The organism is Microbacterium sp. C-MGS6 (assembly GCF_058140415.1).
Genome location: NZ_CM176934.1, coordinates 1,398,705 through 1,413,320 on the forward strand (window position 1 = coordinate 1,398,705; position 14,616 = coordinate 1,413,320).

At 70.5% G+C, this 14,616-nt stretch carries 11 protein-coding genes; 4 read left to right on the forward strand and 7 right to left on the reverse strand.

Going from position 1 to position 14,616, the window contains the following annotated elements; all coding sequences use genetic code 11:
* Positions 1–11 precede the first annotated feature (11 nt).
* Positions 12–1,088: a DNA polymerase IV gene (locus AC3B5L_RS06690; protein ID WP_490096325.1), complete on the forward strand. Its 1,077-nt coding sequence runs from the start codon at positions 12–14 to the stop codon at positions 1,086–1,088.
* A 1-nt stretch (position 1,089) separates the two neighbouring features.
* Here the strand turns inward: AC3B5L_RS06690 and AC3B5L_RS06695 are convergent, their stop codons facing one another.
* From AC3B5L_RS06695 to AC3B5L_RS06705, 3 genes are read right to left on the reverse strand one after another with little or no spacing between them, the layout of a single operon-like run.
* Entirely contained in the window at positions 1,090–1,491 is a 402-nt protein-coding gene (locus tag AC3B5L_RS06695) for a RidA family protein (protein WP_490096326.1), read from the reverse strand.
* A gap of 44 nt (positions 1,492–1,535) precedes the next feature.
* The gene (locus tag AC3B5L_RS06700) at positions 1,536–2,369 is read right to left on the reverse strand and encodes a mechanosensitive ion channel family protein (RefSeq protein WP_490096327.1); all 834 of its coding nucleotides are present in this window, start codon (positions 2,367–2,369) and stop codon (positions 1,536–1,538) included.
* Between the two features lie 38 nt (positions 2,370–2,407).
* Positions 2,408–2,794 carry an SHOCT domain-containing protein gene (locus tag AC3B5L_RS06705; RefSeq protein ID WP_187663776.1) on the reverse strand — a complete coding sequence of 129 codons (387 nt, stop codon included), beginning with the start codon at positions 2,792–2,794 and terminating at the stop codon, positions 2,408–2,410.
* 180 nt (positions 2,795–2,974) lie between these two features.
* Between AC3B5L_RS06705 and AC3B5L_RS06710 the strand changes: the two genes are divergently transcribed.
* The 3 genes from AC3B5L_RS06710 (at position 2,975) to AC3B5L_RS06720 (ending at position 8,408) form a co-directional block, all read left to right on the forward strand.
* Complete coding sequence (locus AC3B5L_RS06710; RefSeq protein ID WP_490096328.1) at positions 2,975–4,645, forward strand: SulP family inorganic anion transporter; 1,671 nt, start codon at positions 2,975–2,977, stop codon at positions 4,643–4,645.
* 103 nt (positions 4,646–4,748) lie between these two features.
* Positions 4,749–5,732, forward strand: a complete 984-nt coding sequence (locus tag AC3B5L_RS06715; protein ID WP_490096329.1) for an FUSC family protein — start codon at positions 4,749–4,751, stop codon at positions 5,730–5,732.
* A 144-nt stretch (positions 5,733–5,876) separates the two neighbouring features.
* Positions 5,877–8,408, forward strand: a complete 2,532-nt coding sequence (locus tag AC3B5L_RS06720) for a winged helix-turn-helix domain-containing protein (RefSeq protein ID WP_490096330.1) — start codon at positions 5,877–5,879, stop codon at positions 8,406–8,408.
* A gap of 23 nt (positions 8,409–8,431) precedes the next feature.
* Here AC3B5L_RS06720 and AC3B5L_RS06725 read toward each other — a convergent pair whose 3' ends face one another.
* The 4 genes from AC3B5L_RS06725 to AC3B5L_RS06740 form a co-directional block, all read right to left on the reverse strand.
* Positions 8,432–10,774 (reverse strand): arylsulfatase, encoded by a 2,343-nt coding sequence (locus AC3B5L_RS06725; protein WP_259955244.1) that lies wholly within the window; start codon positions 10,772–10,774, stop codon positions 8,432–8,434.
* Positions 10,775–10,895: 121 nt separating this feature from the next.
* Positions 10,896–11,567 (reverse strand): GAP family protein, encoded by a 672-nt coding sequence (locus AC3B5L_RS06730; protein ID WP_268776500.1) that lies wholly within the window; start codon positions 11,565–11,567, stop codon positions 10,896–10,898.
* Positions 11,568–13,247: a SulP family inorganic anion transporter gene (locus AC3B5L_RS06735; RefSeq protein WP_490096331.1), complete on the reverse strand. Its 1,680-nt coding sequence runs from the start codon at positions 13,245–13,247 to the stop codon at positions 11,568–11,570. It abuts the gene before it with no gap.
* Positions 13,248–13,370: 123 nt separating this feature from the next.
* A complete protein-coding gene (locus tag AC3B5L_RS06740; protein ID WP_232089217.1) occupies positions 13,371–14,507 on the reverse strand; it encodes an AI-2E family transporter in 1,137 nt (378 codons plus the stop codon).
* Positions 14,508–14,616 lie beyond the last annotated feature (109 nt).

Genomic DNA, 14,616 nt, shown 5'->3' on the forward strand with positions numbered 1-14,616 from the left:
ACACTCGATGCATGACCGAGTGGGTGCTGCACGTCGACATGGATCAGTTCATCGCGGCAGTCGAGGTGCGGCGCCGTCCGGAGCTGGCCGGCCGTCCTGTCATCGTCGGGGGACGCGGTGATCCGACCGAGCGGGCCGTCGTCTCGACGGCGTCGTACGAGGCCCGCGCGTTCGGCATCGGGTCGGGCATGCCGCTGAAGATCGCGGCGCGGAAGGCGCCGGAGGACGCGGTGTTCCTGCCCGTCGATCACGCGGAGTACGAGCGGGCATCGGACGAGGTGATGGCCGCGCTGCGTGCACTGCCGGACGTGGTGCTCGAGGTGGTGGGATGGGACGAGTGCTTCCTCGGAGTCGCGACCGATGATCCGGAGGGCGTCGCGCGGGCCGCCCAGCGGGCGGTGGAGGAGGCCACCGGCCTGCACTGCTCGGTGGGCATCGGCGACAACAAGGTGCGGGCGAAGATCGCGACCGAGTTCGGCAAACCGCGGGGGGTCTTCCGGCTGACCGCCGACAACTGGTTCGCGGTGATGGGCGACCGGCCGACGCGTGACCTGTGGGGCGTGGGACCGAAGGTGCAGAAGCGCCTGGCGACCCACGGTATCGCGACGGTGCGCGAGCTGGCGGCCGCGGACGAGGAGACGCTGGTCGCGGAGTTCGGTCCGAAGATGGGGCGGTGGTATCTGGGTCTGGGCTCGGGGCTGGGGCCACGGATCGTCGACGACACCCCGTGGGTGGCCCGGAGCCACAGTCGGGAGACCACGTATCAGCAGAACCTCACGACACGCGACGCGGTACAGGATGCGCTGCGCGAGCTCGCGGGGCACGCGTTCGACGACTGCGCCGTCGAAGGGCGTCCGGTCACCCGGGTGCACCTCAAGGTGCGGTATGCGCCGTTCGAGACGAAGACCTTCGGCCGGAAGCTCCCGGACCCCACGACGGAACGAGAGGACGTGGTCGCGATGGCACTCGCTCTCGGCGAGACCCTCGACGCCGACCGGGAAGTGCGGCTGCTCGGTGTTCGTGCCGAGATGACCATGCCCGACGAGCCGGACGGCGCGGAACGCACCCCCGTGCGCGGTCGCATCTGACTCAGTCGCGGACCATTGCGGCGATCGCGCTCACCTCGATGAGTGCTCCGGACACGCCGAGGCCCGCCACCCGTGCGGCGGTCACCAGGGGCGGGGCGCCCTCTCTGGCGAGCGTGGCGGCCACGGCGCCGTACGCCGCGCGCAGATCTGCCTCCTGATCGATGAGGATGGTCCAGCTCACGACGTCGTCGAGCGTCGCCCCCGCGGACTCCAGTGCGACTCGGGCGTTGTCGAGAGCGCGAAGGGACTGCGCGGCCACGTCGGGGGAGACGACGGCACCGGAGGCATTGACGCCGTTCTGCCCTCCGATGTAGACGGTGGTCGCCCCGGGCGGGATGACGGCGGCGTGACTGAAGGCAGGGCTGCGGACGAGGCCGTCCGGTTGCAGGAAGGTGATGTCCATGCGCAGATCATGCCCGAGGGCACCGACATCGCGCACCCCTGGTCTCACACGGGGTCGGACGGGACGAGCGGTGGTGGGGCCGGGACGCTGGTCACCGTGCCGGTCGTGCCGAGGTTGCCGAGGGCATCGAAGACCGCGATCACGACCGCGGCACTCGCCACGGCACCGTGCAGCGGGTGGTGCCAGAACTGCAGCCGCGCGGTCAGCCGGTCTGCGCTCACGCTGACCACGAGTGCCCGCACGCCCTCGTGCCGGTGCACGCCCTCCGCCGTCCTGGCCGCGTCGACGAGCGGCGCGAGCAGATCATCGATCCCGGTCGTCCCGTCCCGCCGGAGCCGCACCTCCACCTCGCTGCGCCGGGCGCCATGGGTGGAGTCGTTGACGACGGGATCCGAGAGCAGGCGCGCATTGGGGATGTGGAGGGTGCGCCCGTCGACGGTGTGCAGGATCACCGCGCGGGCGTTGAGCTCGGTCACGGTCCCGGCGATGACCGAATCCAGGGCCTCCACGACGATCTCGTCGCCGATGCGGACCGTCTGCCGTGCCTGCAGCAGCACACCGGCCGCGAAGTTGTCGGCGACGCCGCGGAGGACGAGGATCGCCACGATGCCGAGGATGACGACGATCGCGAGCAGAGGCTGGACGTTGGCGCCGAGCATCGCGAGCGCGATGCCGAAGCCCAGCAGGAGGATGGCGTAGCCGACGAACTGCGCGATCGCCGTCCCGACGGCGGCGGAGATCCCGGGGGCACGCCGGAGCAGGGCTGTGGTGCCCCGGCGTGCGAACCGCGAGATGATCCAGGTCGCGAGGGCGACGAGCAGGGCGAGCAGCAGCTGCCACCAGTCGATGTCGGTGGGCAGCAGATCCTGCAGGTCCATGCCGCGGGCTCCTCGCGATGGTGGGGGCCGGCCGCGGCCTACTGCAGCGCCTTCGCCTTGATGAGGGAGTACTCGTCCGGCGTGATGGTGCCGGCGTCGAGGAGTGCCTTGGCCTTCGCGATCTCCTCGCTCGGACTGCTGCCGGCGACCTGCTGGATGTAGGCGTTCGCGGCCTCCTGCGCCCGACGCGCCTCGGCGCTGCTGCGTTCGGCCATGCCGTTGCCGCGGGCGATGAGGTAGACGAGGGCGGTGAGGAACGGCACGAAGATCAGGAAGAGGATCCACACGGCCTTCCACCAGCCGCTCAGCTTGTGATCGCGGAACAGGTCTCCGATGATCGCGAACAGAGCGAAGAGGTACGCGGTGAAGGCGAAGATCCATAGGAACCACCAGATGATGTCCCAGAACGATGCCCAAAATCCCATGACTGCTCCTTTCTCGGTGCCGCCGTCGCCGGGGCACGCTCGGAACATACCGGCGGCCGTGATCCTCCGCACCGGTTCCGTGGGGAGTTCACCCGGGTGACTCGGGTCCGCGACGCGTCCTCGGCCGGACGCCGCCGGAGCGTCGGCAGTACGCTTCCCTCGACGGCGGAGGGAGCCCCGATGAGCGCAGTGCGCAGACCGTCCTGGCTGCTGAGCACTCTGGACGGCTACCAGCGCGGGTGGATCGTGCGGGACGTCCTCGCCGGCCTCTCCGCGGGTGCGGTGGTGGTGCCGCAGGCCATGGCCTACGCGACGATCGCCGACCTCCCGGTGCAGGTCGGCCTCTACACGTGCATCGTGCCGATGCTCGTCTACGCTCTTCTGGGCGGCAGCAGGGCGATGAGTGTCTCGACGACCTCGACCATCGCCACCCTCACCGCGACGACGCTGGTCTCGGCGGGCGTCGCTGCGGGGTCGGACGACGCTCTCGGCGCGCTCATGATGCTCACCCTCCTGGTGGGGGCGGTGCTGCTGCTCGCGCGGGCGTGCCGCCTGGGCTCGCTCGTCGAGAACATCAGCGGAGCCACCGTGCTCGGACTGAAGATCGGGGTCGGGGCGACGGTGGCCGTGGGCCAGCTGCCGAAGCTCCTCGGAGAGTCGTTCGACTTCTCCGGCCACGGCTTCCTCCGGTCCCTGGTCGCCGTGGGAGGGGCGTTCGACAGCGTCAACGTGCCCACGCTGCTCCTCTCGACCGGATCCATCGCCACCCTCCTGCTCCTCAAGCGCTTCGCTCCGCGGGTGCCGGGCACCCTCGTCGTCGTCGCGGCCGGCATGCTGCTCGTCGGGGTCGGCGGGATCGATGAACTCGGGGTCGACCTCATCGCCCCGGTGGCCGGTGGTCTGCCCGTTCCTGGCATCCCTGACCTGTCCGAGGCCGCGGCCCTCCTGCCGGGAGCGCTCGCCATCGCCGTCATGGCCTTCCTCGAGTCCGCTGCCGTCGCGCGCAGCCTGCGCCAGGCGACGGAGCCGCAGATCGACAGCGACCAGGAGCTCTTCGCGACCGGGGCGGCGAACACCGTCGGCGCATTCTTCGCGGCCATGCCCGCAGCAGGCGGATTCTCGCAGAGCGCGGTCAACCAGGGAGCCGGCGCCCGCTCCCAGCTGGCGACGCTGACGACGGTCGCGCTGGCCGTCCTGGTCGCGCTCTTCCTCGCTCCTGTGCTCAGCCTGCTGCCGGAGGCGACGCTGGCCGCCATGGTCTTCACGGCGGTGGCCGGACTCATCAACATCCCCGAGCTCGTGCGGTGGGCGCGCATCAGCAGAGTGGACTTCTGGGTCGCGACCGCGGTCGCGGCGATCGGCCTCACGGCGGGACTCCTTCCTGCGGTGGCCGTCGGGGTCGTGGTGACCCTCGTCCTCGTCTTGCGGGAGCTCAACATCCCCCGGGTCCGGGTCGTGGGGCGGAGGGGGAGTGCTCTCGGTCTGGAACCGGAACGGGGGCTGTACACCGCGAACGCGCTCGCCAACCAGCGGCTCATCGTCCAGACGGTCGCGGCTCAGGCCGAGCCGGTGCGGACGCTCGTGCTCGGGCTGCCGCAGCAGGTGGTGATGTCCATCACCGTGCTCGACACCCTGGAGGCGCTCGACCGGGAGCTGGCTCAACTCGGTGTGCAGCTCCACCTCGCGGCTCTGCCGGAGGAGGCGTCCGTCGTCGCGGCGCGGACCCCTTGGTACGCCGGGCTGGTGGAGGCGGGCCGCGTGCACCCTGCCGTCGATGTCGGGCTCCGGGCCGCGGCGGACCGGGAGGAGCGCGGGGGCGTTCACCCGGGTGAAGTGCCCGACGAGCGGTGACGCGCGGTCATCGCCTGCCTAGGCTGACGGCACGAGGGATCCGTGGGGCGATCGATACCGGGGAGAGCATGCCCGACCGCAGCCGGAACCGGAGAGCGAGGCGATGATGGCGGCGCGCGGGGGACTGACGTGGCGGTGGTCGCGGTTCGGTCTCGGCGTCCTGTACGCCGTGCCTCCGATCGCGGTCGCACCGTTCGACCCCGCTCTCGCGCTGGCGCTGAGCATCGGGGTCCTGCCCGCGGCCGTCATCGGACTGCCCCCGCGGCGGCGGGCCCGCTCGGCGATCCCGGTGCTGGGGGCGCTGGTGGCGCTGGGGCTCCTGCTCGGCGCCACCCTCTCCCTCGTACCGATCTTCGCCGTGCTCGCCCTGGCCGTGCTGGCGGTGCTGGCCAGCATGCTCGCCGCGCGGGAGCGCGCCGGACAGCTCGCTCTGACCCTTGTCCTGCCCATGGTCGGGATCGGTCTGAGCTTCCCCCTGTCTTCGACGACGCTCCTTCTGGCGGGCGCGATCGTCACGGGTTCGATCTACGCGTGGCTCATCGCGCTTCTGTGGCCGGAGCACGGGGCGGGTGCGCGGGCCCCGGCGGCCATGCCCAAGGGGCGAGCCCTGCTGATCTACGGGATTCTCCTGGGCGCCGCCGCGGGGACGGCGGCCGCCATCGGCTTCGCGACCGGGGTCGAGCACGTGGGCTGGGCGACGGGCGCCGTGCTGCTCGTGATGCGTCCCGTGCGCGGGCAGCTCGTCCTCCGCAGCGTCGGTCGGGCGGCGTCGGTGCTCATCGGAGCGCTGGCGGCCGCCGGTTTCGCGTTGCTGTCTCCGAGTGGTGCGGTGATCGGCCTCGCGATCGGCGTCGTGCTGGGGTGTCTCGGCGCGGTCCACGAGAGCCGGTGGTATGTCGCCCCCGCCTTCACGACCTTCCTCGTCCTGACCCTGCTGCTGTCGACATCGGCCGAGTCGCCGACCGCGCGCATCCTGGAGCGGACCCTCGAGACGTTCCTGGGCGTGGCCCTCGCGCTGTTCTTCGGGGCGCTGGTGCCGGCGTTGTTGGCGATCCGACGGCCGGTGCGCGCCGGAGTCACCGAGTGAGCCCGGTCCGCGATACCTCTTGCGGGACCGCTCCCACCTTGCAATAGACTGCCCGCGAGGGGGAGCAAGATCGAAATCGGGGGGTTTCGAGTGCTGCACGATGTACGGAGGGCGGGAACGGACGAGAGTCCCCTACCCGCTGCGGTGAAGGGCGAGGTCCGTCGAGAGCGCCTGCTCTCGCGATTGACGGCCGCGATGGACGGGCCGTGGACGCTCACGCTCGTGAGCGCGCCGGCAGGATCAGGCAAGACCAGGCTGCTGTTGCAGTGGGCGCAGGATCTCCGCGCCGATGCGGAGATCGCGCTCGTCTGGGTGTCGCTGGAGCGCGGGGAGGCGGACCTGCCGCTCGTGCGTGCGGCCCTCGAGCGGATCGACGATCCCGGGTTGCAGGACGCGCTGTCCCAGGTGTCCTCCCTGCGGTCCGCGGCCACGGCGCGGGCGCTCGCCCGGGCCCTCAGCGAGGCGAGGGGGCGCATCGTCGTCGTCGTCGACGACGTGCACCGTGTGGAGGACGAGGAGACCGCGCAGCTGATCTCGACGTTCGTGCAGAACGCCCCGGGCAACGTGCACGTGGTGCTCTCCGGACGAGGGACGAGAGCCATCCCTCTGGCGCGTCGACGCATCGCGGGGGTGGCACTCGAACTGGACGCCCGCGCGCTCGCGTTCGACCCGACCGAGGTCAGGGCGTTCTTCCGCACGCGGGGTATCCGGCTCTCCCAGGGGGAGATCAGCTCCGTGCTCTCCCGAACCGAGGGATGGGCGACCGGCCTGCAGCTCATGATGCTCGACGCCGCGGGGGCGCAGACCGTGCTCTCCCGTCCGCTCCGCGGAGACGCCCCCGAAGTCGCGGACTACTTCGTCGAGGAGGTCCTCGGCGACCTGGACGGCGAGCTCCGGTCTTTCCTGGAGGCGACGGCGGTCGTGGAGACCTTCACCGCCGAACTCGCCGCAGTGCTCTCGGAAGCCGGGGTCGTGACGGCCCTGATCGACCGGCTGCTCCGCCTCACCGTGCTCGCGGGACCCGACGCCGCGGACCCGCCCCGCTACCACTATCCGCCACTGCTGCGGGAGTTCCTCCTCGGCCGGCTGCGGGAAGGCGGCCCCGACCGAGAGGAGCAGCTCCACCGTCGGGCGGCGGACTGGTTCGCCGCGCGACGGGAGCCTCTCCTCGCCTTGCGGCACGCGGTCCGCGGTGGGGAGACGGCCTGCACGACCGGCGTCCTGCGGCGCTGTGGGATGCAGCTCGTGCTGGACGGCCGCGCGGACGCGGTGCGGCAGGTGATGGCGGAGCTGCCGGCTGCCCTGCGATCGGTGCCGACGGTGCGGATGCTGATCGCCGCGGCGGAGTTGTCCTGCGGGGACCCGTCGGCCGCCGTGATCGTGCCGTCCGTCGACGCGGGGGAGTCCGACGTCGACCGTCGGTGGCGGCACGGGATCGAACTCCACACCGCGTTGCGCCGGGGCGGGATCGCCGAGGCGCTCGACGGGGCGGGCGCCGCCCTCCGCGGCCTCAGCGGAGAGGAGCAGCTCGACACCTACACCCTCCTGGAGGCCGCGACGGCGGAGCTCTACATCGGACGGCTGGATCAGGCGGAGGCGACCGCGCGACTCGCGGGAGATCTCGCGCGAGCGATCGGGGCGCGCGCGGCGGAGCTGCAGGCCGAAGCTGTCCTCGCCACCAGCGTGCTGTTCCGCGGGAGGCTCCGCGACGCCATCGTCGCGGGAGCCGCTCTCGAGCACCGCTGGCACGAGTTCGACGAGCCGGACAATCCCTTCTTCGAGGTGACGCGGGTCTGGCGTTTCTGGGCACCCTACGAGGGCATGCAGACCATCGACGAGGCGCAGACCCTGCACACGGCGGCGCGGGTGATCGCCGACGGCGGAGAGACCGCGATCGCGCGGGGCCTGCAGGGGATGCGCGGGCTGCTCGAGGCGGACCGGTCCGCGGATCCCCGCGAGGCGGCCGTGCGGCTCCTGGACACCCTGACCCCCCGTGATGATCTGCCGCTTCCGCCGCACTGGTACGCCATGATGGCGCCCTTCGCCGTCCATGCCTTCGACCGGCTGGGGGAGCCGACGCTCCGCGACCGTTTCATCACCGACATGGAGGGCGCGCTCGGAGATACGGGGGATGTGCTCGTGCTCCGCGCGATCGCCGCCGTGCACGACCGCCGGGACGGCATCGCCCGGGGTGCGCTGGCGTCGGTGCTGGAGGGGGCGACCCCGTGTCTGCTTCCTGCGTCGATGATCGACGCGTGGCTGGTGGAAGCCGAGCTCGACGTGCACGACGGGGAGCCGGATCGGGCGCAGTTGGCGCTCGCGACCGCCCTCGCCCTCGCGGAGCCGGAGGACCATGTGCGCCGCATCGCCGAAGCGGGACCCGTCGTGTCGCGGCTGCTCGCGGCCCGGGCGACGGTCGGGGCGCGCACGCACTTCGCCGATCGGGTGCGAGAGCGGCTCGCCGCCGCCGGGGTCCTCGTCGAGGAGGAGCTGACGCAGCGCGAGCGCATCGTGCTGAGCGCCTTGAGTCGCAACGCCACGCTGCGCCAGATCGCACAGCAGGAGTACATCTCGCCGAACACGGTGAAGACGCACGTGCGCAACATCTATCGCAAGCTGGGCGTCTCGGACCGCGACGGGGTGACGGCGGCCGCCCAGGCCCTCGGACTGCTCTGAGGGCCGGGGCGGCCGCCGGGCCGTCAGTCGCGGGCCATGGCGGCCGCCAGGTGCGCCTCCAGGTCGAGATAGGCGTCGTCGGCGATGTCGAACACGACCTGGGCGATGTTCCCGCCGCGGAAGTCGAATCCGTATCCGTACATGGACGACACGGGGTCGGCGCTGTCCCGTCCGATCGTCAGGCCCTCCCCGCAGAGCGAGAAGTGACCGAGGACCGTGCGGATCTGCTTCTCGTCGACCTTCTCCTCGTCGATGTAGAGCCGCGCGGGCCCGACGCCCTCCCGGTACTCGCCCATGCCCTCCTTGACGAAATCGACCCCGATGATGTGCTTCCCGGAAGTGGGGGCGGGACCGGAGATGCGGTCCTCCGGCGGGATCCCGAGGAAGTTGTAGACGTAATGGACCTGACCGTCCTTGACCACCAGAGCATGGCCGCCGAACCGGGAGCCGTGCGCGAAGATGACGCCCTCGGTGTCGGGCGTGAACTCGACCTCCGCCGCGATCTTGAAGGAGACGCCGTGGGTGTTCGCCGCCGACCGCTCCGGCACCTCGCTGGTGCCCGGATAGTAGACGAACCGGCCGGAGGGCGGCGCGGGCTGATGGAACTCCATCGCCACGAAGGTCTCGAAGTCCTTCGGGTTTCCGATGATCTGGAGGTCGTTCAGCGGGAGCACCGCGTTGGCCTTCGCCTCTTCCATCCAGAGCGCCTTGAGCTCCTCGAGCTTGTCCGGGTGCTCCGCGGCGAGGTTGACGGCCTCGGCGCGGTCGACGTCGGTGTGGTACAGCTCCCATTCGTCCTCGTCGAAGTGCCCCGTGCCGCTGATCGGGCCGTGGACGGTGACGGCCTTCCAGCCGTGGTGCCAGATGCCGCGCTGCCCGAACATCTCGTAGTACTGCGTCTCCTTCTCCGTGGGTGCCTCCGGCGCCGCGTCGAACGAGTACGCCATCGAGACGCCGGACAACGGCGTCTGCTCGATGCCGTTGTACACCTCTGGGAACTCGACGCCGCAGGCCTCGAGGATCGTCGGCACGATGTCGGTGGAGTGGTGGTACTGATGACGGACCTCTCCACGCGCGCTGATGCCGGCCGGCCAGTGGATCACCAACGGATCGCAGACGCCGCCCTGGTAGGTATAGCGCTTGAACATCTTGTAGGGCGTAGAGAAGGCGGCGGCCCAGCCCGTCGGGTAGTGGTTGTAGGTGTCGGGGGAGCCGAGCTTGTCGACCATGCGCAGGTTCTCGGCCTCGTCGTCCGGGTACCCGCCGAAGATCTTGCCCTCGTTGACCGAGCCGTTCGGGCTGCCCTCTCCGGAGGCGCCGTTGTCGGCGCAGTAGATGATGAGGGTGTTGTCCAGCTGTCCCGACTCCTCGAGGTAGTCGACGATACGGCCGACCTGGGCATCGGTGTACTCGCTGAATCCGGCGTAGACCTCGGCCATGCGCGAGAACATCGCCTTCTCCTCGGCATCCAGGGAGTCCCACGGGCGTACTTCGTCGGCGGCCGAGAACGAGCCTTCCGGCATCGGGTTGAGCGGGGTGAGCTCGGTGCCCTCCGGGACGATGCCCTTCTCGATCATCCGGGCCAGCACCCACTCGCGGTACGCCTCGTAGCCGTCGTCGAACATGCCCTTGTACTTGTCGATGTATTCCTGCGGGGCGTGGTGCGGGGCGTGGTTCGCGCCGGGGCAGAACCAGAGGTACCAGGGCTTGTCCGGCTCCGTCTGCTTGACGTCGCGGATCATCGACAGCGCCTGATCGGCGAGGTCCTTCGACAGGTGGTAGCCGTCTTCAGGGAGGGCGGGCTGGTCGATGTAGTGGTTGTCCTCGGCGAGGGAGGGGTACCAGTTGTTGGTCTCACCGCCGATGAAGCCGTAGAAGCGGTCGTAGCCCTGCGCCAGCGGCCAGTGCTTCTTGGAGGCGCCGGCCGTCCACTCGTCGATCGGGACGTTGTGATTCTTGCCCACCCAGAACGTCGACCAGCCGGCGTCGCGCAGGACGTGGGCCATGGTCGTGTTCGAGTCGGGGATGTGGGAGTTGTATCCGGGGAACCCCGTGGACGACTCCGAGATCGTCGCGAAGCCGTTCAGGTGGTGGTTGCGCCCGGTGAGGAACGTCGAGCGGGTCGGCGAGCAGAGCGCCGTCGTGTGCCACTGGGAGTAGGTCAGACCGTTCTGCGCCAGGCGATCCATGGTCGGCATGTTGATGCGTCCGCCGTACGGGGACCACGCCGCCATGCCGGTGTCGTCGTACAGGACGACGAGAACGTTGGGTGCTCCCTCTCGTGGCTTCGCCGGGAGGAAGGCCTCCCAGTCGGCCTCCGAATCGCGGACGTCGAGTTCGATCCTGCCCTGGAAGTCACGGGCCATGTCCATCTCCTTCATCTCTGCCGAACCGCCTTCCCCGCACAGTACTGCCGCGCCGGCGCCGTGGTCACGGATGCGAGCCGCGTTCATCCGGGTGATCTCCTCTGCCAGCCGGACGCTGTGCTCAGAAGCTGCCGATGCCCTTGCCGATCATGGACACGCCGATGACGAGCAGCAGCACGGCCATGATGACCGCGTTCTCGGCGGCGAGCCAACCGCGCAGGGCGTCGAGCGGCGCGCGAAGTCGTGCGGCGGCGATGAGATAGCCGATGACGGGAACGAGGACCGTCGATGCCCCGATCAGGGTGAAGACGGCGATCACGAGGATCGTGGAGCCTGCGTCCAGCGACGCGCTGCCGATGTCGACGCCGGCACCGGCCGCGAGGAGGAGGTTCTTGGGGTTCACCGCCGACAGCAGGAGCCCGAGACCGAGGGCGGTGCCGAACGACATCGTGTCGATCGCCTTCATCCATGACGGCAGGGCCGCGGGCTGCCCCGCTTTCGGGCGTTTGCGCCACTGACCGACGGCCAGGACCAGCAGCAGGAGGCCGAGGATGAGCTGGATGACGCCGCGGATCGGCCGGGAGGCGTCGGGATCCTCCTCCGGAAGCACGGCGGAGAGCAGGGTGAAGACGGTGACCGCGGCGACGATGCCCACGATCCATCCCAGGAGGAACCCGATGCTCGTGACCCGCGCCTTCGGGGACAGGAGCATGAGGATCGCGGCGATGATCGGCACGGGGCTGATCGCGACACCCACGGCGAGGGGGAGGATCTCCCCGATGACGGCACCCATTCAGCTGCCCTTCCTGTGCGGAGCCGGCGAGGCGGCATCGGTCGGCGAGAGGTCGGTGATCGCCGCGCGGTTGGTCGCGTAGACGGTCTCCCGGTCGAGGAGGCCCAGGGTGCGGAGGCGGCGGAGAGTGTTCGGACGGACGCGGCTGAAGGCCAGCGAGATCGACTGGGTGTCGAGCCACTCCCGGAGCGCCTGGAAGGCCTCGGCTCCGGTGACGTCGACGTCCGTGACGGCTTCCATGTCGATCACGACATGCTGGACGGCGGTGGGGCCCGCGGTGCGGACCGCGTCCTTCACGGCCGCGGAGAACACAGCGCCGTTCGCGAAGAACAGCGGGGCCGCGAGCCGGACGACGATGACCCCCGGTGCGGTGGTCGTGCCGGCGGGAGCATCCTCCAACAGGGATTCCCCGGGGTCGCCCGAGGTCTCCAGCACGTCGATCGCCGGATGGGAGGCGCGTTGCGCGAGATTGATGAGGGCGAGCACGAAGGCCACGACGATTCCCGCGATCGACCCGACGAACAGTGTCACGAGGAAGCAGACGGCACCGATGACGAACTCGAACCGATCCAGCCGCCACAGCCGGATGAAGTCGCGGATGCCGAGGAGCGGGATGATCGCCACGCCGACGATGGCGCCGATCGCCGGGAAGGGGATGTCGGCGAGGAGCGCGGTGCCGAAGAGCAGCAGCAGGAGCGTCCCGACCGCGAGCACGAGCGCGGGGAGCTGCGTGCGCGAGCCCGCCTGATCCATCGCGGCGGTGCGCGAGGTCGAGGACCCGACCGCGAAGCTGCCCTGAGCGCCGGCCGCGACGTTCGCGACGCCGAACGCCAGCAGATCGCGGTTGGCGTGGAACGGGTAGCGGTGCTTCTCGGAGTACGAGCGCGACACGAGCAGGCCCTCCGCCGTGGTCACGAGGGTCAGGGCGATCGCGGAGGGGATGAGGGCGAGCCACAGCGACCAGTCGATGACCGGCCAGGTGAGCGCGGGAGGGCCGGCGGGGACCTCGCCGAGCACATCCACGCCCCGTCCGTCGAGGCCGGTGAGGACGACCACGACGGTCGTCGCGACGAGCACGATCAGCGCCCAGGGGACGGCGCGGAGGTAGCGCTGTCCGACGAGTAGCACCGCGACGGAGACGGCGGCGAGGAGCACGGACCAGCCATTGAGCGAGGGGAGACCTGTGACCAGCGCGACGACCTTGTCCACGAACTCCGCACCGGAGTCGATCTTCACGCCGAGCATCTTCGCGATCTGGCTGACCATGATGTCCAGCGCCAGGCCTCCGACGAAGCCGACGAGGATCGGCTTGGACAGGAAATTCGCCAGGAACCCGAGCTTGAAGACGGCGAGCAGCAGGAACATCCCGCCGCAGAGGATCGCCTGGGCGAGGGCGAGGGTGGCGTAGTCGGCGCTCCCGGCGACCGCGAGCCCGCCGATGGAGGAGGCCACCAGCGCGGCGGCGGCGGCATCGGGGGAGGCGACCAGCTGACGCGACGACACCACGAGCGCATAGACGACGGTCGGGATGATCAGCGCGTACAGTCCGGCGGTGGCGGGGAGCCCCGCGATCTGCGCGTATCCGATGTTGAGGGGGATGGCGATCGCCAGAAGGGTGACTCCCGCGGTGAGCTCGGTCGCGAGGTTGCGTCGGGTCAGGCCCGCGAGCGGACGCGGCATCCGGTCTCCCTTCCCGCCCGATGGATGGTTCCGGCTTCAATATGGCATCGACGGCAGCCGACGACCAGAGGGACGAAGAGCCTCGCCCTGGTGATTTCGGATGAAAGAGTCGCCCGCGCCGCGTCAGCGTCGTCGGAAGCGGCGTCGGGTGGGCACCGCGGAGGGCTCAGGGGTCGGAGCCGGCGCCGGGAGGGCGGTGCGGTCGCCGCTCACCCAGCGCACCCACGTGGAGCCCGGGTCGCCCTCCAGGACGAGGGCGCGCACGAGCAGGGTGAGCGGGATGGAGAGGATGGCGCCGAGCGGCCCGATCACGAAGGTCCAGAAGATCACGGAGAAGAAGCTCAGCGTGAGGCTCAGGTCGACGGCGTCGCTGACGAACTTGGGCTGGACGAGCACCTGGAGCACGACGTTGACCACGCAGTACACGGCGATGACGCCGAGCAGCAGCGGCCAGCCGCCCACCACGAAGGCGAGGATCGCGGGCGGGATGAGTCCCAGCACGAAGCCGATGTTCGGGATGAAGTTCGTCACGAAAGCGAGGATCGCCCAGACGACCGGGGCGGGAACGCCCATCCACCAGAGCGCGAGGCCGTCGACGATCGCCACCACGGCGCCGAACGCGGCATTGACGACGTAGTACCGGCGGACCCCCGTCTGCAGGCGGGCGATGCGCTGCAGCGCCGGGCCGTGCGTGGCGCCGAAGAGTGCAGGTGCCGTCCGGTAGCGAGCGGCATCCGCCGCGAGGAAGATGATGTAGGCGCAGACGAAGAACAGGGCGGTGGCGACTCCGAGCACCGCGCTGCCCAGGCTCCCCGCCACACCGAGCAGGGTCTCGGGGTCGAGGACCGAGGCTGCGGCATCCGCCGCCTCCTGATCGAGTCCGAGGGACTGCAGCCAGGCGACGATCTGATCGGCGGCGCGCACCAGCCCGTCCTGAGACGCGAGGTCGCCGACCAGACGGGCGAACTGGGTGCCGGCGAGCCACAGCAGCGCCGCCATCGCCAGCAGGATCACGTAGGCGAGCACGATCACGGCGGTCGTCCCCACCCAGGCGGGCCGACCGGGGCGCTGGAACGGACGGCGGATCGGTTCGCAGATCACCACGATGACGATCGCGAGGGCCAAGGGACCGAAGACCTCACGCGCCAGCGAGACGCCGGCGAGGACGATCGCGCTCGCCGCCAGGATCAGCAAGGTCCGCAAGGCGGGCGAGGACGCGCGGTCTGCCGCGGGGCCGGAAGGAGTCGGGAGCGAGGTCACGCGGCCAGCGTAGTCCCCGGCACTTTCATCCGGGTGATTGCGGGCCCACCCCCTGGAAGGGCGCTCGGGCCCGTGGTTTCGTGTTGCCATGCCGCCTCCCGTACGTTCC

What these genes read in the sequence shown, in the direction of transcription:
- AC3B5L_RS06700 (WP_490096327.1), bottom strand. Translation starts at nt 2,369, where the DNA reads ATGGACCTGCAGGATCTGCTGCCCACCGACATCGACTGGTGGCAGCTG.
- AC3B5L_RS06715 (WP_490096329.1), top strand. Translation starts at nt 4,749, where the DNA reads ATGATGGCGGCGCGCGGGGGACTGACGTGGCGGTGGTCGCGGTTCGGT.
- AC3B5L_RS06690 (WP_490096325.1), top strand. Translation starts at nt 12, where the DNA reads ATGACCGAGTGGGTGCTGCACGTCGACATGGATCAGTTCATCGCGGCA.
- AC3B5L_RS06730 (WP_268776500.1), bottom strand. Translation starts at nt 11,567, where the DNA reads ATGGGTGCCGTCATCGGGGAGATCCTCCCCCTCGCCGTGGGTGTCGCG.
- AC3B5L_RS06710 (WP_490096328.1), top strand. Translation starts at nt 2,975, where the DNA reads ATGAGCGCAGTGCGCAGACCGTCCTGGCTGCTGAGCACTCTGGACGGC.
- AC3B5L_RS06695 (WP_490096326.1), bottom strand. Translation starts at nt 1,491, where the DNA reads ATGGACATCACCTTCCTGCAACCGGACGGCCTCGTCCGCAGCCCTGCC.
- AC3B5L_RS06705 (WP_187663776.1), bottom strand. Translation starts at nt 2,794, where the DNA reads ATGGGATTTTGGGCATCGTTCTGGGACATCATCTGGTGGTTCCTATGG.
- AC3B5L_RS06725 (WP_259955244.1), bottom strand. Translation starts at nt 10,774, where the DNA reads ATGGCCCGTGACTTCCAGGGCAGGATCGAACTCGACGTCCGCGATTCG.
- AC3B5L_RS06735 (WP_490096331.1), bottom strand. Translation starts at nt 13,247, where the DNA reads ATGCCGCGTCCGCTCGCGGGCCTGACCCGACGCAACCTCGCGACCGAG.